At 50.3% G+C, this 14913-nt stretch carries 15 protein-coding genes; 11 read left to right on the top strand and 4 right to left on the bottom strand.

Annotated features, from left to right (window positions below):
• Window positions 1–48 precede the first annotated feature (48 nt).
• Window positions 49–1077, bottom strand: coding sequence for a WD40/YVTN/BNR-like repeat-containing protein (locus PQG83_RS16455; protein ID WP_312743347.1), 1029 nt, complete (start codon window positions 1075–1077; stop codon window positions 49–51).
• A gap of 42 nt (window positions 1078–1119) precedes the next feature.
• Entirely contained in the window at window positions 1120–2262 is a 1143-nt protein-coding gene (locus PQG83_RS16450) for a lipocalin-like domain-containing protein (RefSeq protein ID WP_312743345.1), read from the bottom strand.
• Window positions 2263–2497: 235 nt separating this feature from the next.
• Between PQG83_RS16450 and PQG83_RS16445 the strand changes: the two genes are divergently transcribed.
• From PQG83_RS16445 to PQG83_RS16415, 7 genes are all read left to right on the top strand, one after another.
• Window positions 2498–3103 carry an LON peptidase substrate-binding domain-containing protein gene (locus PQG83_RS16445; protein WP_312743343.1) on the top strand — a complete coding sequence of 202 codons (606 nt, stop codon included), beginning with the start codon at window positions 2498–2500 and terminating at the stop codon, window positions 3101–3103.
• Between the two features lie 6 nt (window positions 3104–3109).
• The gene (locus PQG83_RS16440; protein ID WP_312743341.1) at window positions 3110–4084 is read left to right on the top strand and encodes an ATP-binding cassette domain-containing protein; all 975 of its coding nucleotides are present in this window, start codon (window positions 3110–3112) and stop codon (window positions 4082–4084) included.
• Window positions 4085–4128: 44 nt separating this feature from the next.
• Entirely contained in the window at window positions 4129–4908 is a 780-nt protein-coding gene (locus PQG83_RS16435) for an ABC transporter permease (protein ID WP_312743339.1), read from the top strand.
• An 87-nt stretch (window positions 4909–4995) separates the two neighbouring features.
• Window positions 4996–5868 (top strand): SirB1 family protein, encoded by an 873-nt coding sequence (locus PQG83_RS16430; protein WP_312743337.1) that lies wholly within the window; start codon window positions 4996–4998, stop codon window positions 5866–5868.
• Between the two features lie 327 nt (window positions 5869–6195).
• Window positions 6196–7287, top strand: a complete 1092-nt coding sequence (locus PQG83_RS16425) for a sensor histidine kinase (protein ID WP_312743335.1) — start codon at window positions 6196–6198, stop codon at window positions 7285–7287.
• A complete protein-coding gene (locus PQG83_RS16420) occupies window positions 7284–7643 on the top strand; it encodes a response regulator (protein WP_312743333.1) in 360 nt (119 codons plus the stop codon). Before PQG83_RS16425 ends, PQG83_RS16420 begins: the two co-directional genes overlap by 4 nt.
• Window positions 7644–7668: 25 nt before the next feature.
• Entirely contained in the window at window positions 7669–9723 is a 2055-nt protein-coding gene (locus tag PQG83_RS16415; RefSeq protein ID WP_312743330.1) for a response regulator, read from the top strand.
• 110 nt (window positions 9724–9833) lie between these two features.
• On the opposite strand, the gene PQG83_RS16410 is transcribed toward PQG83_RS16415, so the two are convergent.
• Entirely contained in the window at window positions 9834–10607 is a 774-nt protein-coding gene (locus PQG83_RS16410) for an MBL fold metallo-hydrolase (protein ID WP_312743327.1), read from the bottom strand.
• A 48-nt stretch (window positions 10608–10655) separates the two neighbouring features.
• Between PQG83_RS16410 and PQG83_RS16405 the strand changes: the two genes are divergently transcribed.
• The gene (locus PQG83_RS16405; RefSeq protein WP_312743324.1) at window positions 10656–11291 is read left to right on the top strand and encodes a HEAT repeat domain-containing protein; all 636 of its coding nucleotides are present in this window, start codon (window positions 10656–10658) and stop codon (window positions 11289–11291) included.
• Window positions 11292–11316: 25 nt separating this feature from the next.
• Here the strand turns inward: PQG83_RS16405 and PQG83_RS16400 are convergent, their stop codons facing one another.
• Window positions 11317–11943 (bottom strand): hypothetical protein, encoded by a 627-nt coding sequence (locus PQG83_RS16400; RefSeq protein WP_312743322.1) that lies wholly within the window; start codon window positions 11941–11943, stop codon window positions 11317–11319.
• Window positions 11944–12165: 222 nt separating this feature from the next.
• Here PQG83_RS16400 and PQG83_RS16395 point away from each other — a divergent pair, with 222 nt between their 5' ends.
• The 3 genes from PQG83_RS16395 (at window position 12166) to PQG83_RS16385 (ending at window position 14781) form a co-directional block, all read left to right on the top strand.
• On the top strand, window positions 12166–13404 hold the full coding sequence (locus tag PQG83_RS16395) for an ornithine cyclodeaminase, nickel-pincer nucleotide-dependent (RefSeq protein ID WP_312743319.1): 1239 nt from the start codon (window positions 12166–12168) through the stop codon (window positions 13402–13404).
• A 15-nt stretch (window positions 13405–13419) separates the two neighbouring features.
• Window positions 13420–14220, top strand: a complete 801-nt coding sequence (locus tag PQG83_RS16390) for a dimethylarginine dimethylaminohydrolase family protein (protein ID WP_312743316.1) — start codon at window positions 13420–13422, stop codon at window positions 14218–14220.
• 243 nt (window positions 14221–14463) lie between these two features.
• Window positions 14464–14781: an HNH endonuclease gene (locus PQG83_RS16385; RefSeq protein WP_312743313.1), complete on the top strand. Its 318-nt coding sequence runs from the start codon at window positions 14464–14466 to the stop codon at window positions 14779–14781.
• The last annotated feature ends 132 nt before the right edge of the window (window positions 14782–14913 follow it).

Raw genomic sequence — 14913 nt, 5'->3', positions numbered from 1 at the left:
CACCTCTAAAACGGATTTTGTCCGGGAAGCCCCGTGGCTCCTATTCACCTAATCACCAGATGCCGGAGTAAGAGGTAACCGGCTCCAGGTCTCTCCGGCATCCGTGCTTCGGTACAACCCTCCTCCATTGGTACCGACATACAGAGTGCGGGAATCCAGGGGGCTCATCTGAAGACTGCGAATACTAGCTGCCTCCAATCCCTGTATTTTCGGTTGCCAGGTTTCTCCTCCGTCCTCACTTTTTTGAACCCGATCACTGGTCGCCATATACAAAACTGACGGGTTAGTGGGATCCAGTTGAATGGCACTAATATAGGCGTGTTGAATGCTACCTTCGACCTTTGTCCAATGTTCGGCCTGGTCGATCGACTTATATAATCCATCCGTGGTCCCTGCATACACCACGTCACTATTCGTTGGATCTACCACGATTCCATTGACTCCCAACACCATTGAAGCCATTTTGGCATCTGAGGCCACCATGCCCGTCGAGGCTTTTTCCCAACTTTCCGTGGCATTGAGCGTGCGATAGACACCTCCCGTCGTCCCCGCATATAAGACATTTGGACGCTGGGGATCGATTGCCAGGGTGACCACAAAACTCACCTCCGTCATGCCTTGCATCCGTTCAGTCCAATGTCGACCGCCATCCAAACTTCGAAAAACCCCGACGGTTGTCGCCGCATACACCATCTCCGTCCCCAAAGGATTAAACACAATCTGATTGACAATGGCCGAGATCGTGCCTTTCTGAATCCCGGAATTGTAGGGATGCCACGTCCGGCCCCCATCCGGGCTTTTATAGGTCCCATCGCCCATCGTTCCCGCAAACACGGTGGCAGACAGTTGGGGGTCAAGGGCAAGACTAATCACTCGGGTCCGGGCTAATTCGCCCGCAAATCTGGTCCATGTGGCCCCCGTATCGGAAGACTTGTATACAGCTTCATCCGTGGCCACATATATAATGTTGGGTTTGGTGGGATGTAAGGCAATGGACACAATGGTATCGCTTCGTTGACCGCAGGCCGTCAATCCGAGCACCAGGGACACAAGGAAGGTCACAAGAATTCGGGACATCTTAAAATGAATTGTCATTGATAAAAGTCCAGAAGTCACACGTCATCGTGATGGGCGGTACGGTTCGGCATATCCGGTCAGTTCGACATAACCCTGACCATGAATATTCTCTCCCTTCCAAAGCCCGGTGACATCCACGGCTCCTTCCCAGTATGTCACGGCGGTACTTCGTCTGGTGATAAGTTCTTGATTGGCCATTCTGGGAGAGATATTCAACTCCACCTTTTCAGACGGAATAGATAACGTCCATTGACTAGGGTAGCGCGCACCACTGGCCGGACTGATCCAATGTTCTTGCACGCTTACATTAAGGGCTTCAAGAGAAATGGATGTCGAGGATCCATCCGGCCTCACCAATGTTCCACTGGATGCCGCATCAAAGGTTCCATCCTCACGGCGAAGACCATAGGCCATGATGTCATAATCATTCTCAAGTTGCAGGCTGAACCAATCCCATCCAACGAGACCGTCCGAGAGGTCTGCAGATCCAAACTCATGATCCATCCAACTTACGCCGTTGACCGCCAAAGGCACCCCCTGTACCACCACCGATCCAGTTGTCTGAAGTCGAGTCATTGAATAATAATGGGAAGTGGCCTCTGCTTCCCGGCCTTTCCGGCTCACCCCGTCTGTGCCGTGAATAACGGGGGGTTTACTCGATTCGAGTATCAAATCAATGGAAAAATCTTCAGCCTGCGCCTGAAGATGAAATTGTCCATGATCGGGTGCCACCGTCTTCAGCACCCACCGATCGATCCACACATGGAGCCGATCCGCTTCAGCTCCGGCCTTGTTGATTCCGGCACGACTCAGCTTCTCTGCAAACTGGAATTGCTCATTCGCTTCGTCGGTTAACGCGAAATGGGCAAAATACAGGTGTCGCATGGCCCATGCAGAAGGATTGCTCCAGGCATCGGGTGAGTCAATTCCACGACGAAAAAAGGTCAATTCGTACCCAAACCGTCGACCAGTCGTGGTGGACAGATGTCCGGTAAAATACCACCACTCTGTCTGAAATTGCTCATGACTGCCATGGTCCCGGGGGAACGCATAGACGTATCCGGGGCGGGCAGGAGTAAATTCGTGATATCCAACGCCTGGGGTCTCTCCAAAGACTTCCGAAACCCCAGGGAGTGAAAACATGAACAGGAGCGAGATCTCTCGCCACAAAGATCTCGTGCTCACCTCAAGACCTGCAGAATCGTCGCGTGGGTGAAGGCCGTCGTCCACTTCATCCTTCCGTTTATACCACGACCTTACATAGCGTACAAATCCCTTGGCACACAAGGATTTTCTCAGTTTGCCGAACTCCTTTGGGTCACGATTTTACGTTGACTTTCCCGAAAATTCTCCGCTATCGTACCCTATGCCTTCAGATTTTCCATCAGCCGAATTCGGCAAATTTCCGATACCGGACAGCGTGCCAATTTTTCCACTGCCCAACGTCGTGTTTTTCCCTGAAACCTATTTGCCACTACACATCTTTGAACCCCGTTACCGGGAAATGGTGCATGACGCATCCGGTCAGGGAGATTGCATTGGCATGGTCTTGCTCAAGGACGGTTGGGAAGACGAGTATGAGGCGGATCCGCCGATTTATCCCATCGGATGTGTGGGGCGAATTATCAGCTCACACAAACTGGCTGACGGTCGGCTTAATATTGTGTTGCAAGGCCTTCAGCGATGTACCTTTGAAGAGCAAGAGGTCTCAACGCCCTACCGCCAAGCACGAATTATTCCGAATGCACAAAAGGGCGCACCCTCCCTGGACATCGAAACCCGCATTAATCTGGAGCAAATTACCCAAGAATATTTGACCTGGAAAAAGGCTCATGAGTTGTGTCAGGTGATCGCTTCTGGCAAACTCACGGATTCCATTCTGGTTCATAACCTTTCAGCCGGTCTTGATTTGTCACCCGTGGAAAAACAATTTTTACTTGAATCCGGCCATCTCATCCAGCAAGCTCGCCGCCTGATTGATCTCATCCGCTTTAAACTTGCCGATCTTCGAACGGCACAAGGATAACACACCATGTCTGATGCCGTTGCCATTGAGGTTAAAGGGCTGGGGAAAACCTACGACACCGTGACCGCGGTGAAGAATCTTTCCCTCTCCGTCATGCAAGGAGAAATTTTTGGCCTACTGGGACCCAATGGGGCAGGGAAGAGTACCACGCTTCGAATTTTAATTACGACCCTCAGTCCCACATCCGGGACCGCAACCATTTTCGGACATGATGTCGCCAAAGAAGCCGATACTATTCGACGGATGATCGGCTACGTTCCGCAAGAACGGGCTATCGACCGCTTTCTTACCGGTCGGGAACATCTGCTGTTGCTTGCGGATCTCTATCATCTCCCAAAAAATGAAGCCCTCACCAGGATTGCATCGCTCCTGAAGCTGGTCGATCTGGAAGAACATGCCGATCGCGTGGCCAAAGGATATTCCGGTGGGATGAAACGCAAATTGGATATTGCCTGCGGTTTATTGCCCAATCCCAAAGTACTCTTTTTGGACGAACCCACACTCGGACTTGACGTTCAAAGCCGCCTCAATATCTGGCAATACCTGCGGAAATTGCGCGAGCAGGGCATGACCATCGTCATGACCACCAATTACCTGGATGAAGCCGACCAGCTTTGTGATCGAATTGCTATCATTGACCGCGGCGAAATCCGCGCCATTGGCTCTCCAAAGGACTTAAAGGCCAGTTTGGGTGGCGATGGCGTCTGGCTCACTCTTGGAGACCCGCAGCCTCAGGTTCTCGAAACCCTCTCAACCGCTTTGAAAGCCTTGCCCTTCATACGTGCCATTCGTCCCACTCCACAAGGGCTTGATATCCGCGTCGATGCTCCCGAGAAGGCATTGCCTGCTATTCTCGAGGCCACAAATCGAGTAGGATGTCTCCTCGATGGAATCGAATATCATCGGCCGAGGCTGGACGACGTGTTTGTGGCTCACACAGGCCGGTCCCTCAAAGACCAACCCCCTGAACCCACGACCTAAGATCTTATCCTGTAGTTTTTCACTGTTCTGGAAAGGTTTTCTCCATGAATGAGCAAATTCAAGAGGTACTTGCCCTGACCAATCGATGGGTCAAGCGATTGAGCCGGGAAAAGTTCAGTATGTTGTTTACGCTGATACAGCCCATGCTGTTTTGGCTCATCTTTTTCGGCAACCTGTTTCAGCGAGCAGCCGATATACAGGTCGTCCAAGCCCCGAATTACATGAGTTTTCTTGCAGCCGGTGTTGTCGTGATGACCGTTCTCAATAACGGGCTGGCCGGTGGCGTCGACTTACTGTTTGATAAAGAAAACGGGTTCCTGGAACGACTAATGGCAACCCCTATCAGACGATCGTCCGTAATCCTTAGCCGGTTTTTATTTGTGATGGCCATCACCGCCATGCAAATTCTGGTTATTCTGGGCGTGGCCTTTCTATTTGGAGTGAGTGCGGAAACCGGGATATTAGGGATCGCACTCATTCTGGTGATCGGCATGCTGTTTGGTGTCGGGCTCACCGCCATTTCCATGGCCATGGCGTTTTCCGTGAAAAGTCATGGAGATTTCTTCTCGGTGTTGGGCTTCCTCTCGCTCCCGATGATCTTTCTCAGTTCCGCGCTCGTACCATTAGCGGCAATGCCGGGTTGGATGAAATCACTGGCATTTTTCAATCCGATGACCTGGGTCATTGATGCCATCCGGCCGTTGATTCTTACCGGTTGGAGCGAGGCGCTCCCTCAGGTAGCTATCGCCCTTGGAGTCCTCGCCGTCTTCGACGCCCTGTGTCTCTATGGGGGTGCCCGCGCGTTCAGGCGCTCGGTCGGCTAACGCTCTTTTACCACATTATAAACTCCTCGACGGGACGCCTCTTTTTCTTTGGGGAGGCGTTGTCGTATTTACCCGGGACGAACTTTCTTGCACTCGCCTTCGGAGACAAAAATTCAGGCTCTGCTTCGTTTGTTATCCGACCCCAACGAACAGGTCGCCAAAACGATCCAGGACGAATTCGTCCGTATTGGGCCCTCAGCCTTACCATTTCTGGAAAAAGCCGGCGCAGATGATACGGCATTGGAATCCCGGGTTGCTTTTGTCAAAAATGAAATTCTTTTTGAGCAACTCAAAGAGGAATTCAGCACGTTTGTTACCCATTGCTCCCGGCAGATGGATTGGGAGCAGGGGGCCTTCCTCATCGCCAAGATCGCCTATCCGGATGTCGATATTCCCCATTATCAGCAGTGCCTCGATCAGCTCACGGAAGAATTTCGAAAAAAATGGCATTCCGAAGATTCAGCGCCGGGGAAAGTCGCCAGACTCCTCAGCGCGTTCCTCTTTAAAGACAAGGGATTTTCCGGAAACCGCATCCATTACCACGACCCAGACAATAGCTATCTGCATCGGGTTATCGAATCCCGGCAAGGGATTCCCATCTCTCTCTCGGCCATCTACGTGTTTGTGGGAAACCGTTTAAATTTGCCCCTCTCCGGGGTCGGAATGCCGGGACATTTCCTGGTGAAGATTGAAGGAGAGCCGATTCCGCAATTTGTGGATTGCTTTAACGGTGGGGCACTCTTACGGGAACAAGACTGTGAACAATTTATTACGGCATCCGGTTTGGACTATTCTCCTGAGTTTTTGGAAAAGAGTCCGACACGTTTGATTCTTGCCCGCATGCTCCGAAACCTGTTGAGTATTTATGAGCGGGAAGAACAGAATCCCATGACGGAGCGAATACAGTCCCTGCTTCAAATCCTGGAGGACTCTTCCGCCGATCAGGATCCCTCTTCCTAAAGACTTTCCCAAATAAGTGACCATCATTCGAGATAGCGCATGATGCGTCCAAGATTGCCCCAATAGGGCCATTATTTTTCCTTTCCCAGTTCAGCCGATCTTTTAAAGTTTTGTGCTTTCTGATCTCTCGATCAGTCGTTTTTTGCACTTTTTCACCTCAAGGGCTAGTCTAAGCCACCTAATCCGAAGTCTTGATACGCGGTATGGCTCAACAACGAAATCGTGTTGAGTGCAATAGAGGGACGTTAAAATCAAGTTGATCCGGCAGAAAACAGGCTGGCAATTCCTGCCGTGAGGCTTTCACAACCAAGCCGTGGAGCCCTAGTGATGAAATACCTTCAACAAATCTGGGGGTCGATCCCGGCCAAGAAAACAATGAACTCGGTAATTCTCACTTATCTGCTTGTTCTCCTGGGGTTGACTACATTTGAGTTGGTCGAAGAATTCTTTTATCCCGATTTCGAACGATGGCAATCGCAGGTGACTACCATCATTTTCGGCAGTCTTTGCGCTGGTATAGTGGCTTTCATCGTTTCGCATCGGCACGATACTCTTCGACAACAGCTCATCGAGGAAATCGATGAACGGAAAAGGACACAAGAAGAACTGCAAAAGTATCAGGAGCAGCTAGAAGAGCTAGTCAAGGAGCGAACCCGTGATCTTGAGGCCAAAACTGGAGAGCTTGAACAGGCAAACATTTATCTTCACCGTGCCAATCGTCACAAATCTGTCTTCCTTGCCAGCATGAGCCACGAGCTTAGGACACCGTTGAACTCCATTATTGGCTTTACGGGGATCATGTTGAAGGGAATGGCTGGCGAGATTACCGATGAGCAAAGCAAACAGCTTGGCATGGTGAAGAACAGCGCCAATCATCTTCTAACCCTCATCAACGACGTTTTGGATGTGTCTAAGATTGAGGCTGGGAAAATAGACTTTTGCCTTGAGGAATTTGGCATTGATGAGGTGGTGACCGAGACGAAGGAGAGTGTCTCTCCTGCTGCTCAGACCAAGGGCTTGGAACTTCTCACGAACGTACCCGAAGACATCACGATCTTCAGTGATAAAAGACGCACAAAACAGGTTTTGTTGAATCTGTGCAGCAATGCTGTAAAATTCACTGACCATGGAACCATAGAGGTGGCAGCCAAGGCGTTAAACGATGAAAAAGTAGAGATCACGGTCAGGGATACCGGGATAGGGATCAAAGGAGAGGACATGCATGAGCTCTTTGAACCCTTTCAACAGGTTGGGGTGTCCATTACCAAACGGCAAGAGGGAACCGGACTTGGATTGTATCTCACCAAGAAGCTGGTCAATCTACTTCGGGGCGAGGTCTGGGCCAAGAGTCGTTATGGCGAGGGGAGTGAATTTACCGTTGTTCTACCCCTGAGGTATAAGGAGGAATCAAAGGATTGAAGAAAATCTTGTTAGTTGATGACAACGAAACCAATATGTATTTGGCAAGGTTCATCCTCCAGCAACATGGGCATGAGGTCATCGAGGCAAGAAATGGAGCGCAGGCAATTGAATTGGCACTCAAAGAAAAGCTCGATATGATTATCATGGATATACAGCTTCCTGACCTCAATGGCCTTGAAGCCACAAAAAGGATACGAGCCTCTGAGATAGGGTCAAAGGTTCCTATTATCGCTTTTACTTCTTATGCCATGCCTGGTGACAGGGAGAGATCCCTCGCTGCTGGCTGTACCGGTTATATCGAAAAGCCCCTTAATCCCGACACCTTTATGGAAGAGTTAGGAAAACACATGTAGATAATCGCTATGAAGTGAGAAGAACATGAGAATCCTAATCGTGGATGATAAAAAAGAGAATCTCTATCTCTTAGACTTTCTGTTGAAGGGAAATGGGTATGAGGTTGAGACAGCGAATAACGGAGCCCAGGCTCTGGAAAAACTTCATGTGAAAAACTTTGATCTCATAGTTTCTGACATTCTTATGCCTGTCATGGATGGTTTTCAGCTTTGTCGGAATGTCAAGAAAGAAGAACAATTGAAAGCGATCCCATTGGTTTTCTATACAGCTACGTATACGGACGAAAAAGATGAAGAGTTCGCTCTAGGATTAGGAGCTGACAGATTTATTCGGAAGCCCAAAGAGCCGGATGAATTCATGAAGATTATAAAAGGAATAGTCAGCGATAGAAAACAAGGCAAGGTCATTTCTAAACCGCCTGATTCACAGGATGAGAAGGAAGTCTTCCAGTTATATAGCGAACGGCTGGTGATGAAGCTAGAGAAAAAGATGCTGGACCTTGAAAAAGAAATCACAGAGCGCAAACATGCGGAAGAGAGACAAGCAGAATTTGGACGGATCTTAGAGACCTCCTTGAACGAGCTCTATGTGTTTGATGGTGAAACCCTACGATTGATACTGGTGAATAAGGGTGCACGGGAAAACCTTGGGTATTCGATGGAGGAGCTTCGATGCCTCTCGCTTCCCAATCTTTTGGAAGAGGTTTCTCCTGGGCCGCTTAGAGAACAGCTCGAAGCACTCCGGATTGGGAATCAACACCGTGTTCAGTTTATCTCTGCTCACCGACGAAAGGATGGGACGACGTATCCGGTCGAGATGCATCTCGAGTGCTCAACTTTTGAATCTTCACCAGTGTTCGTGGGGATCGTTCTTGATATTACTGAACGCCAGAAAGCCGAGGAGGCTCTTAATCAAGCGGAGACACAACTTCGCCAAGCGCAAAAGATGGAAGTCATGGGCGTTCTCGCTGGTGGAATTGCTCATGATTTCAATAATATCTTGTCGGCGATCCTGGTATACGCTGATCTCAGTATGCATCTCGTTCAAAAGGAGAGCCGAATCTATAGCAACCTACAAGAAGTGCTCGCGGCTGGGAAACGAGCTAAAGATCTTGTTAGGCAGGTCCTCGCATTCAGCCGTCAAAGTGAACAGGGGCAGAGACCAATACAGCTTCGCCCAATCATTCAGGAAGCCCTGTCGCTGCTTCGGGCATCCCTGCCTGCCACCATTGAGGTCCAGCAACACTACAACACGGAATCAGATGTCATTTTGGCAGATCCCACACAGATTCATCAGGTGATGATGAACCTCTGCACGAACGCTTACCATGCAATGCGGAAGAAGGGGGGCATCCTGAAAATACGGTTGGAGTCTATCGAAGTAACCTCAGAAGTCGCTGCTTCCCAACTACATCAGAACCCAGGAGCTTATGTTCGGATCACCGTAGCCGATACAGGCCTTGGTATGGCCTCCGAGGTACGTGAGCAGATATTCAAACCCTATTTCACCACAAAAGAGGAGTCGGGTGGAACCGGCTTGGGTCTAGCAATAGGACACAGCATTATCACCAAATACGGAGGGGTTATCAGAGTTGAAAGTGCACCAGAGCAGGGTACTGTCTTTGAAATCGATCTCCCTCATCTCGACGTGCCTGCTGCAGTTGAGACACCTTCTGAGGATTCCATCCCCGGAGGGAGTGGACATATTTTATTTGTGGATGATGAGGAGGTCCTGGCTTTTCTCTGGAAGCAAGCTTTAGAGGATCTCGGATATACGGTCGAGGTTCGAACGAGCAGCGTGGAAGCACTGGAGGTTTTCCGTAACGCTCCGGACGCTTTTCATGCGGTGATTACTGATATGACCATGCCTCACATGACCGGTGAAGTGTTGGCACGCGAGGTTTTGCAGATTAGACCTAACATCCCAATTATTCTTTGCACCAGTTTCGATCAAAGCAGTGAATCTATGAAAGGCCAAGCGACAGGAATTAAAACCTGTTTAAGGAAACCTCTCTTGATTCGAGATCTTGCCATTGCTCTTCATCAAGTCTTGGGGCAGAAGCATGGAGGAAACGTGTGATAAGTAACATCATTTGGGTTGGCTATGGCTCAGACAAGGTCCGCCCTGGGCTTGAGCGTGATGCCGATTGGCCGACCTGCAGGCAGTGGGTCATAGGATCGTCATCAAATCTAGATAACCTGGGAAGCTTTCCCGACTTGCAAGGTTAGAAGATCTTTGCCTTTGATGACTGGTCCTGAAAAAAATCGGCGGGCTTGGGCCACGACATTCGACCGATCGGCCGTTTCATAGAAATGCGAAAGAACAAGTTTTTTGATATTGGCTTTTTCTGCGACTTTTCCGCATTCTTCTGCATGCATATGCGATCCACCTGGTTGATGAGACGAAAAAGAGCAGTCCAAGACCGCCAGATCAGCATCCCGACATAAGCGAACCAGGTTCGATGAGGCCATCGCATCTCCCGAAACAGCCGCTGACCGGCCCTGATACTCAAGACGATAGCCAAGACAGATCTGTTGCTCAGAATGGGTCATGGGCAAGGGCGTGATGTGTGTGTGGCCGATCACAAACGGCCGATCATGGACCTCTTTGAGAGTCACCCGAAAGGGTGAATCCGAAAAACTAGGGAATGTCCGGAACATGGTCCGAAAGAGTCGTTGGGTCCCGCGCGGACCATAAATCGTGAGGTCCGGTCGAACCTGCGAGAACTTTGAATGGCATACGGCATCAAAGAAAAATGGAATAAAATCAGAAAAATGATCCGCATGGTAATGGGTAAAGAGTAAGTGTTGAATCGTATGGCGATCTATGCCGGTTTGTAATAAATTTGAGAGCGTTCTTGGACCAAAATCCAGTAGAATAGGCCGGTCCGTCTCGAATACATACCCGGCCGCAGCGCGTGTCGGATGAATATTGGTTCCTGAACCTAGTATGGTGAGCTTCATTGTTATACCCTGCCGGCAAATAAATACTCTCTGGTAACCACACCTCCTATGGCAACACAACCCGAAACAACCCGTTCCATCAACCCGTTCATCGGCCTGTTAGGTCTGGGCCTGATCGTAGCAGGCATATGGATATGGAATCATCTGACCTTTGACACTCAGGATTACATTACCGATGAGATCCTCCCCATACTCGGAGCCGTTCTTGTCCTGGGGATTGGCGTATGGATTGGCACAAAAAAATGGCGCGCTCGCAAAGAACGTCTTCAGCTTCGTGATCGGCTCCTCCAACGCTTTCAAAAAGAACCTTCAGCCCAAAAACGGCGGGATTTGGCCTTTACTCTGATTGAAGTGAACCAATTTGAAGCCGAAGGATTGGAGACCGTCACCGAACCGATGGCGGAACTCTTTATTTGGACATTAAAGACGGCACTTGGTGACAAACAACATCGCATACGAGGAATGTCAGCCAGTTACCTGGGGGTCTTGAAACATCAAGCCTCGGTCCCGTTGTTGATTCGTGCGTTGGAAGATGACCATGCCCATGTGCGGGCCTGTGCTGCATTGGCGCTGGGCCGCATGCGGGCTCAGGATGCGAAGGCGAAACTGGAAGAAAAGATGAAAGAAGACTGGGACCAGACGGTGCGCAGCCGGTCCCGAGAAGCGTTGGAACGAATACGATAGGGACTTCATTCACCCGGCACACCTATCAATTAAGCTCCTGATTCAATGCCTGTTGATCAGCTTCGGAAAAGCGGTACCCCTTGTTCATCAACACCTGCATGCCCTCCATCAGATATTTGAATTGAACATCCCTGCGAATACTATCGAATAGGCCGGTCAGGGCGTTCATATACCCTCCCAAGGGTCGTCCCTCTTGAAACGGGAGCCTGAAGGCTTCCAGCAGATCGTGGATTTCATGTGCACTATATTCCTGATTATCGTCTCCGTCCCCCACTAAGGCCATTTGATAAAACGTCAGGCTGAGGGAAAGAAGTTGTTGCGAATTCCCAAAGGCTTCCCGGGCCTGTTCCAACCCCTCGGGAAAGAGCCTCACACAATCGAGATCAAGCTCTGTCCTTAGGAGAGGGGAGAAATGAATGCGCTCAACCTCTGGCCGGGCTTTTTTGTTCCAAAGTTGATAAAAATAGGCCGTACAGGAATCGGCAATCGCAAATTCCTGTTTATCTTTTCCGATTTGAGCACCGATGTGTTGAGTGAAGGCTTGAAAGACATCCGTGCCGGGGGAAGCCCATGCCGTCGCCTGCAGAGACTGCCCCCCCCAACCCCAGACGAGTCCAATACTGAATAGAACAGGAAAAAGATACTGGTTCAAATTTGGTTCCCCCAGGAAAATGATAGATGTTCCTAGTATAGCACCGTCAGGAAACACATGAGAATGATTCTTCTCCCATTTCCTTTACAAGGTCTGACAGAATGGACCATGGGCATCATGAGCGGGAACTATTCCAAGCCCCTCTTCGCCATCGCGCGAAGGGAAAACCCCCAAGCGATTTTTTCATCAAGTCTTTACAGAATTTCATGGTAAAATAAAACCATGATCGTTCAAACCGTCACCATCCAAGGGCATATCATTGATTCACTGATCCTCGCGAAGGTCCTGGATGACATTGTCATGTTGGGAGGGACCTTTACCCTCTCGGAAGTCACGGTGGGAACCCGACGGGAAGACACTTCTCATGCCACCATCCTGATTGAAGCTTCCACGATGGAGTTACTACAGGAAATCTTGAAAACCATCCAACCCCATGGGGCAGTAGTTGAGACCGAGGAAGACTGCACGGTTGAGCCAGCCCCGGCTGATGGAATTTTACCGGAGGATTTTTACGCGACCTCTCATCTGGCCACTCAAATCCGGTGGCAGGGAAATTGGATCGATGTTCCGCAACCCGAAATGGATTTAGCCATCAGGCTGAAGACCTCCCCCCCTTCCGCGCAAATGGTTTCCATGGGCTCGGTAAAAAAAGACGACCTGGTTGTCACCGGTCGGAAAGGGGTTCGGGTATTCCCACTGGAACGTCCAAAGGAACGCGATGTGTTCGGGTTCATGGAAGCCCAGGTTTCTTCCGAACGTCCGCACCGTCATATTATCGCCGATGTGGCCAAGCGAATGAAGGCGATCCACCAACAACGAAAAGAGGGCAAAGGGTCAGGGAAGGTTTTGTTTGCCGGTGGTCCGGCCATCATCCACGCGGGAGGACGGGAAGCCCTGGCCTGGATCATCGAAGCGGGATACATCCATGTGCTCTTTTGCGGAAATGCCCTGGCCGCTCATGACATGGAAGCCAGCCTCTACGGAACGTCACTGGGATATAACTTGGGGATTGGCCGCTCGGTGCCCCATGGACATGAGCATCATCTTCGGACCATCAATCGAGTCCGGGCCCTGGGAAGCATTCAACAAGCCGTCAAAAGCGGTCTCATCAAAGAAGGGATCATGGCGGCCTGCGTGCGACAGGGAGTCCAGATGGTATTGGCCGGGACGATTCGCGACGACGGCCCTTTGCCGGACGTCATCACCGATTCCACTAAGGCCCAGGAAGCCATGCGCGCGGCCATTCCCGGCGTGGGGTTGGCCTTGTTAGTAGCCTCCACCCTGCATGCCGTGGCGACGGGAAATTTACTACCGGCATCGGCACCTACGGTCTGTGTTGACATCAATCCCGCCGTTCCCACAAAGCTGAGTGACCGTGGAAGCTTCCAAGCCGTCGGACTGGTGATGGATTCTTCTTCTTTTTTATGGGAACTGGCCCGTGAACTTGGCTGGAAAGGATAACAGGATATTAATATTATGAGTCGTTTATTGATGTGCCCGCCGGATTATTTTGGTATCGAATATGAGATTAACCCCTGGATGAGAGTGTCGAATCAATCCAATGGAGAACATGCCAGAACCCAATGGAAAACGCTGACCCAGGTTCTGGAGAACGAAGTTGGAGCCAAACTCGAATTTATGGAACCCGTACCAGGATTACCTGATCTGGTTTTTACCGCCAATGCGGGTGTCATCCACGAGGGCAAGGCTGTACCCAGTCTGTTCCGCCACCCGGAACGGCAGGGAGAGGAACGGCATTTCATTGATTGGTTCATTAAAAAGGGCTATGAAGTCATCAACCTCGACCCCGAAATAAACTTTGAAGGGGCCGGGGACTTATTGGGATTTCCAGATTTCTGGATCGGCGGCTACCGCCAACGAAGTGATATCCGCGCTTATGTCCAATTGTCGGAAATTTTCCAAAAAGAAATCATGCCTGTGGAACTGGTGGATCAACGGTTTTATCATCTGGATACCTGCTTTTGTCCCCTCAGTGGAGGAGAGCTTCTCTACTTTCCCTCCTGTTTCGATTCGTACGCCCAAACCGTCCTGGCCTCTCGCATAGAACAGAAAAAACGATTTGCCGTTCCACCCCGGGAAGGCGACAGGTTTGCCTGCAATGCGGTGTGTATCGACCGCCATGTCGTGCTGCCGACCGGATGCCCGGAAACGATGGCGTGGCTACACAAACAGGGCTACACCACCCACCCCGTGGAACTGGATGAATTCCTCAAGGCCGGTGGCTCCGCCAAATGCCTGACTCTGGCGCTGGATTAAGTTGTAAAAAATCGATTCCCCTAACAAAAGCTGCACGAACACCGTTTGACGGTAAGAGCCCGCTTCAAATCATTGTCATCCTGAGGCCCCGCGAAGGATCTGTGCCCAGGCATATAAAACCTTCTTGTCTTTAAAAAGCGCCGCCCCAAGCGTTACAATCTTTCAAAGCAGGTTACCCCCGCCGCATGACTTCAAGGGTCACTCGTCCGCATAAAGTATTGTAAATGGAGGCCACCTTTCCCTATGACCCAACCAGAACAGTTCTACTCACTCGGTGACGATGACACGATCCGACGGCATATACGGATTGAGCGCGAAAACGGGAAAAAATTACGGAAAACCCCATGGTGGAAGGCCCAGATCCAAAAAGGGGAGTGTCACTTTTGTCATCAGCAGGTGGGACCGGAAAACCTGACCATGGACCATGTGGTGCCATTGGCCAGGAAAGGAAAAAGTACGAGAGGCAACGTCGTCCCGGCCTGTCAGGCCTGCAACCGCAGCAAAAGTCTCACCACTCCCGTTGAAACCCTCCTCGATCAGATAAAAGCCGAAGAAGATTAAACAACCCGATCTTTAATTACGTTCTTTAACATCCGTTCGACCTGTTAAGGCCCACCTCCTATTTGCTTTCCAAACCTTTTCTCAGGCCTCCTCACCGTAATTTTTTCTGCCCTGACGACCTCGCCCAAAAAT

The sequence above is a fragment of the Candidatus Nitrospira neomarina genome, assembly GCF_032051675.1.
GTDB lineage: Bacteria > Nitrospirota > Nitrospiria > Nitrospirales > UBA8639 > Nitrospira_E > Nitrospira_E neomarina.
Note: the sequence above shows the minus strand (reverse complement) of the source record. Positions and strands in the feature narration are given on the sequence as shown.

What these genes read in the sequence shown, in the direction of transcription:
- PQG83_RS16385 (WP_312743313.1), top strand. Translation starts at nt 14,464, where the DNA reads ATGACCCAACCAGAACAGTTCTACTCACTCGGTGACGATGACACGATC.
- PQG83_RS16415 (WP_312743330.1), top strand. Translation starts at nt 7,669, where the DNA reads ATGAGAATCCTAATCGTGGATGATAAAAAAGAGAATCTCTATCTCTTA.
- PQG83_RS16390 (WP_312743316.1), top strand. Translation starts at nt 13,420, where the DNA reads ATGAGTCGTTTATTGATGTGCCCGCCGGATTATTTTGGTATCGAATAT.
- PQG83_RS16405 (WP_312743324.1), top strand. Translation starts at nt 10,656, where the DNA reads ATGGCAACACAACCCGAAACAACCCGTTCCATCAACCCGTTCATCGGC.
- PQG83_RS16435 (WP_312743339.1), top strand. Translation starts at nt 4,129, where the DNA reads ATGAATGAGCAAATTCAAGAGGTACTTGCCCTGACCAATCGATGGGTC.
- PQG83_RS16425 (WP_312743335.1), top strand. Translation starts at nt 6,196, where the DNA reads ATGAAATACCTTCAACAAATCTGGGGGTCGATCCCGGCCAAGAAAACA.
- PQG83_RS16395 (WP_312743319.1), top strand. Translation starts at nt 12,166, where the DNA reads ATGATCGTTCAAACCGTCACCATCCAAGGGCATATCATTGATTCACTG.
- PQG83_RS16440 (WP_312743341.1), top strand. Translation starts at nt 3,110, where the DNA reads ATGTCTGATGCCGTTGCCATTGAGGTTAAAGGGCTGGGGAAAACCTAC.
- PQG83_RS16455 (WP_312743347.1), bottom strand. Translation starts at nt 1,077, where the DNA reads ATGTCCCGAATTCTTGTGACCTTCCTTGTGTCCCTGGTGCTCGGATTG.
- PQG83_RS16410 (WP_312743327.1), bottom strand. Translation starts at nt 10,607, where the DNA reads ATGAAGCTCACCATACTAGGTTCAGGAACCAATATTCATCCGACACGC.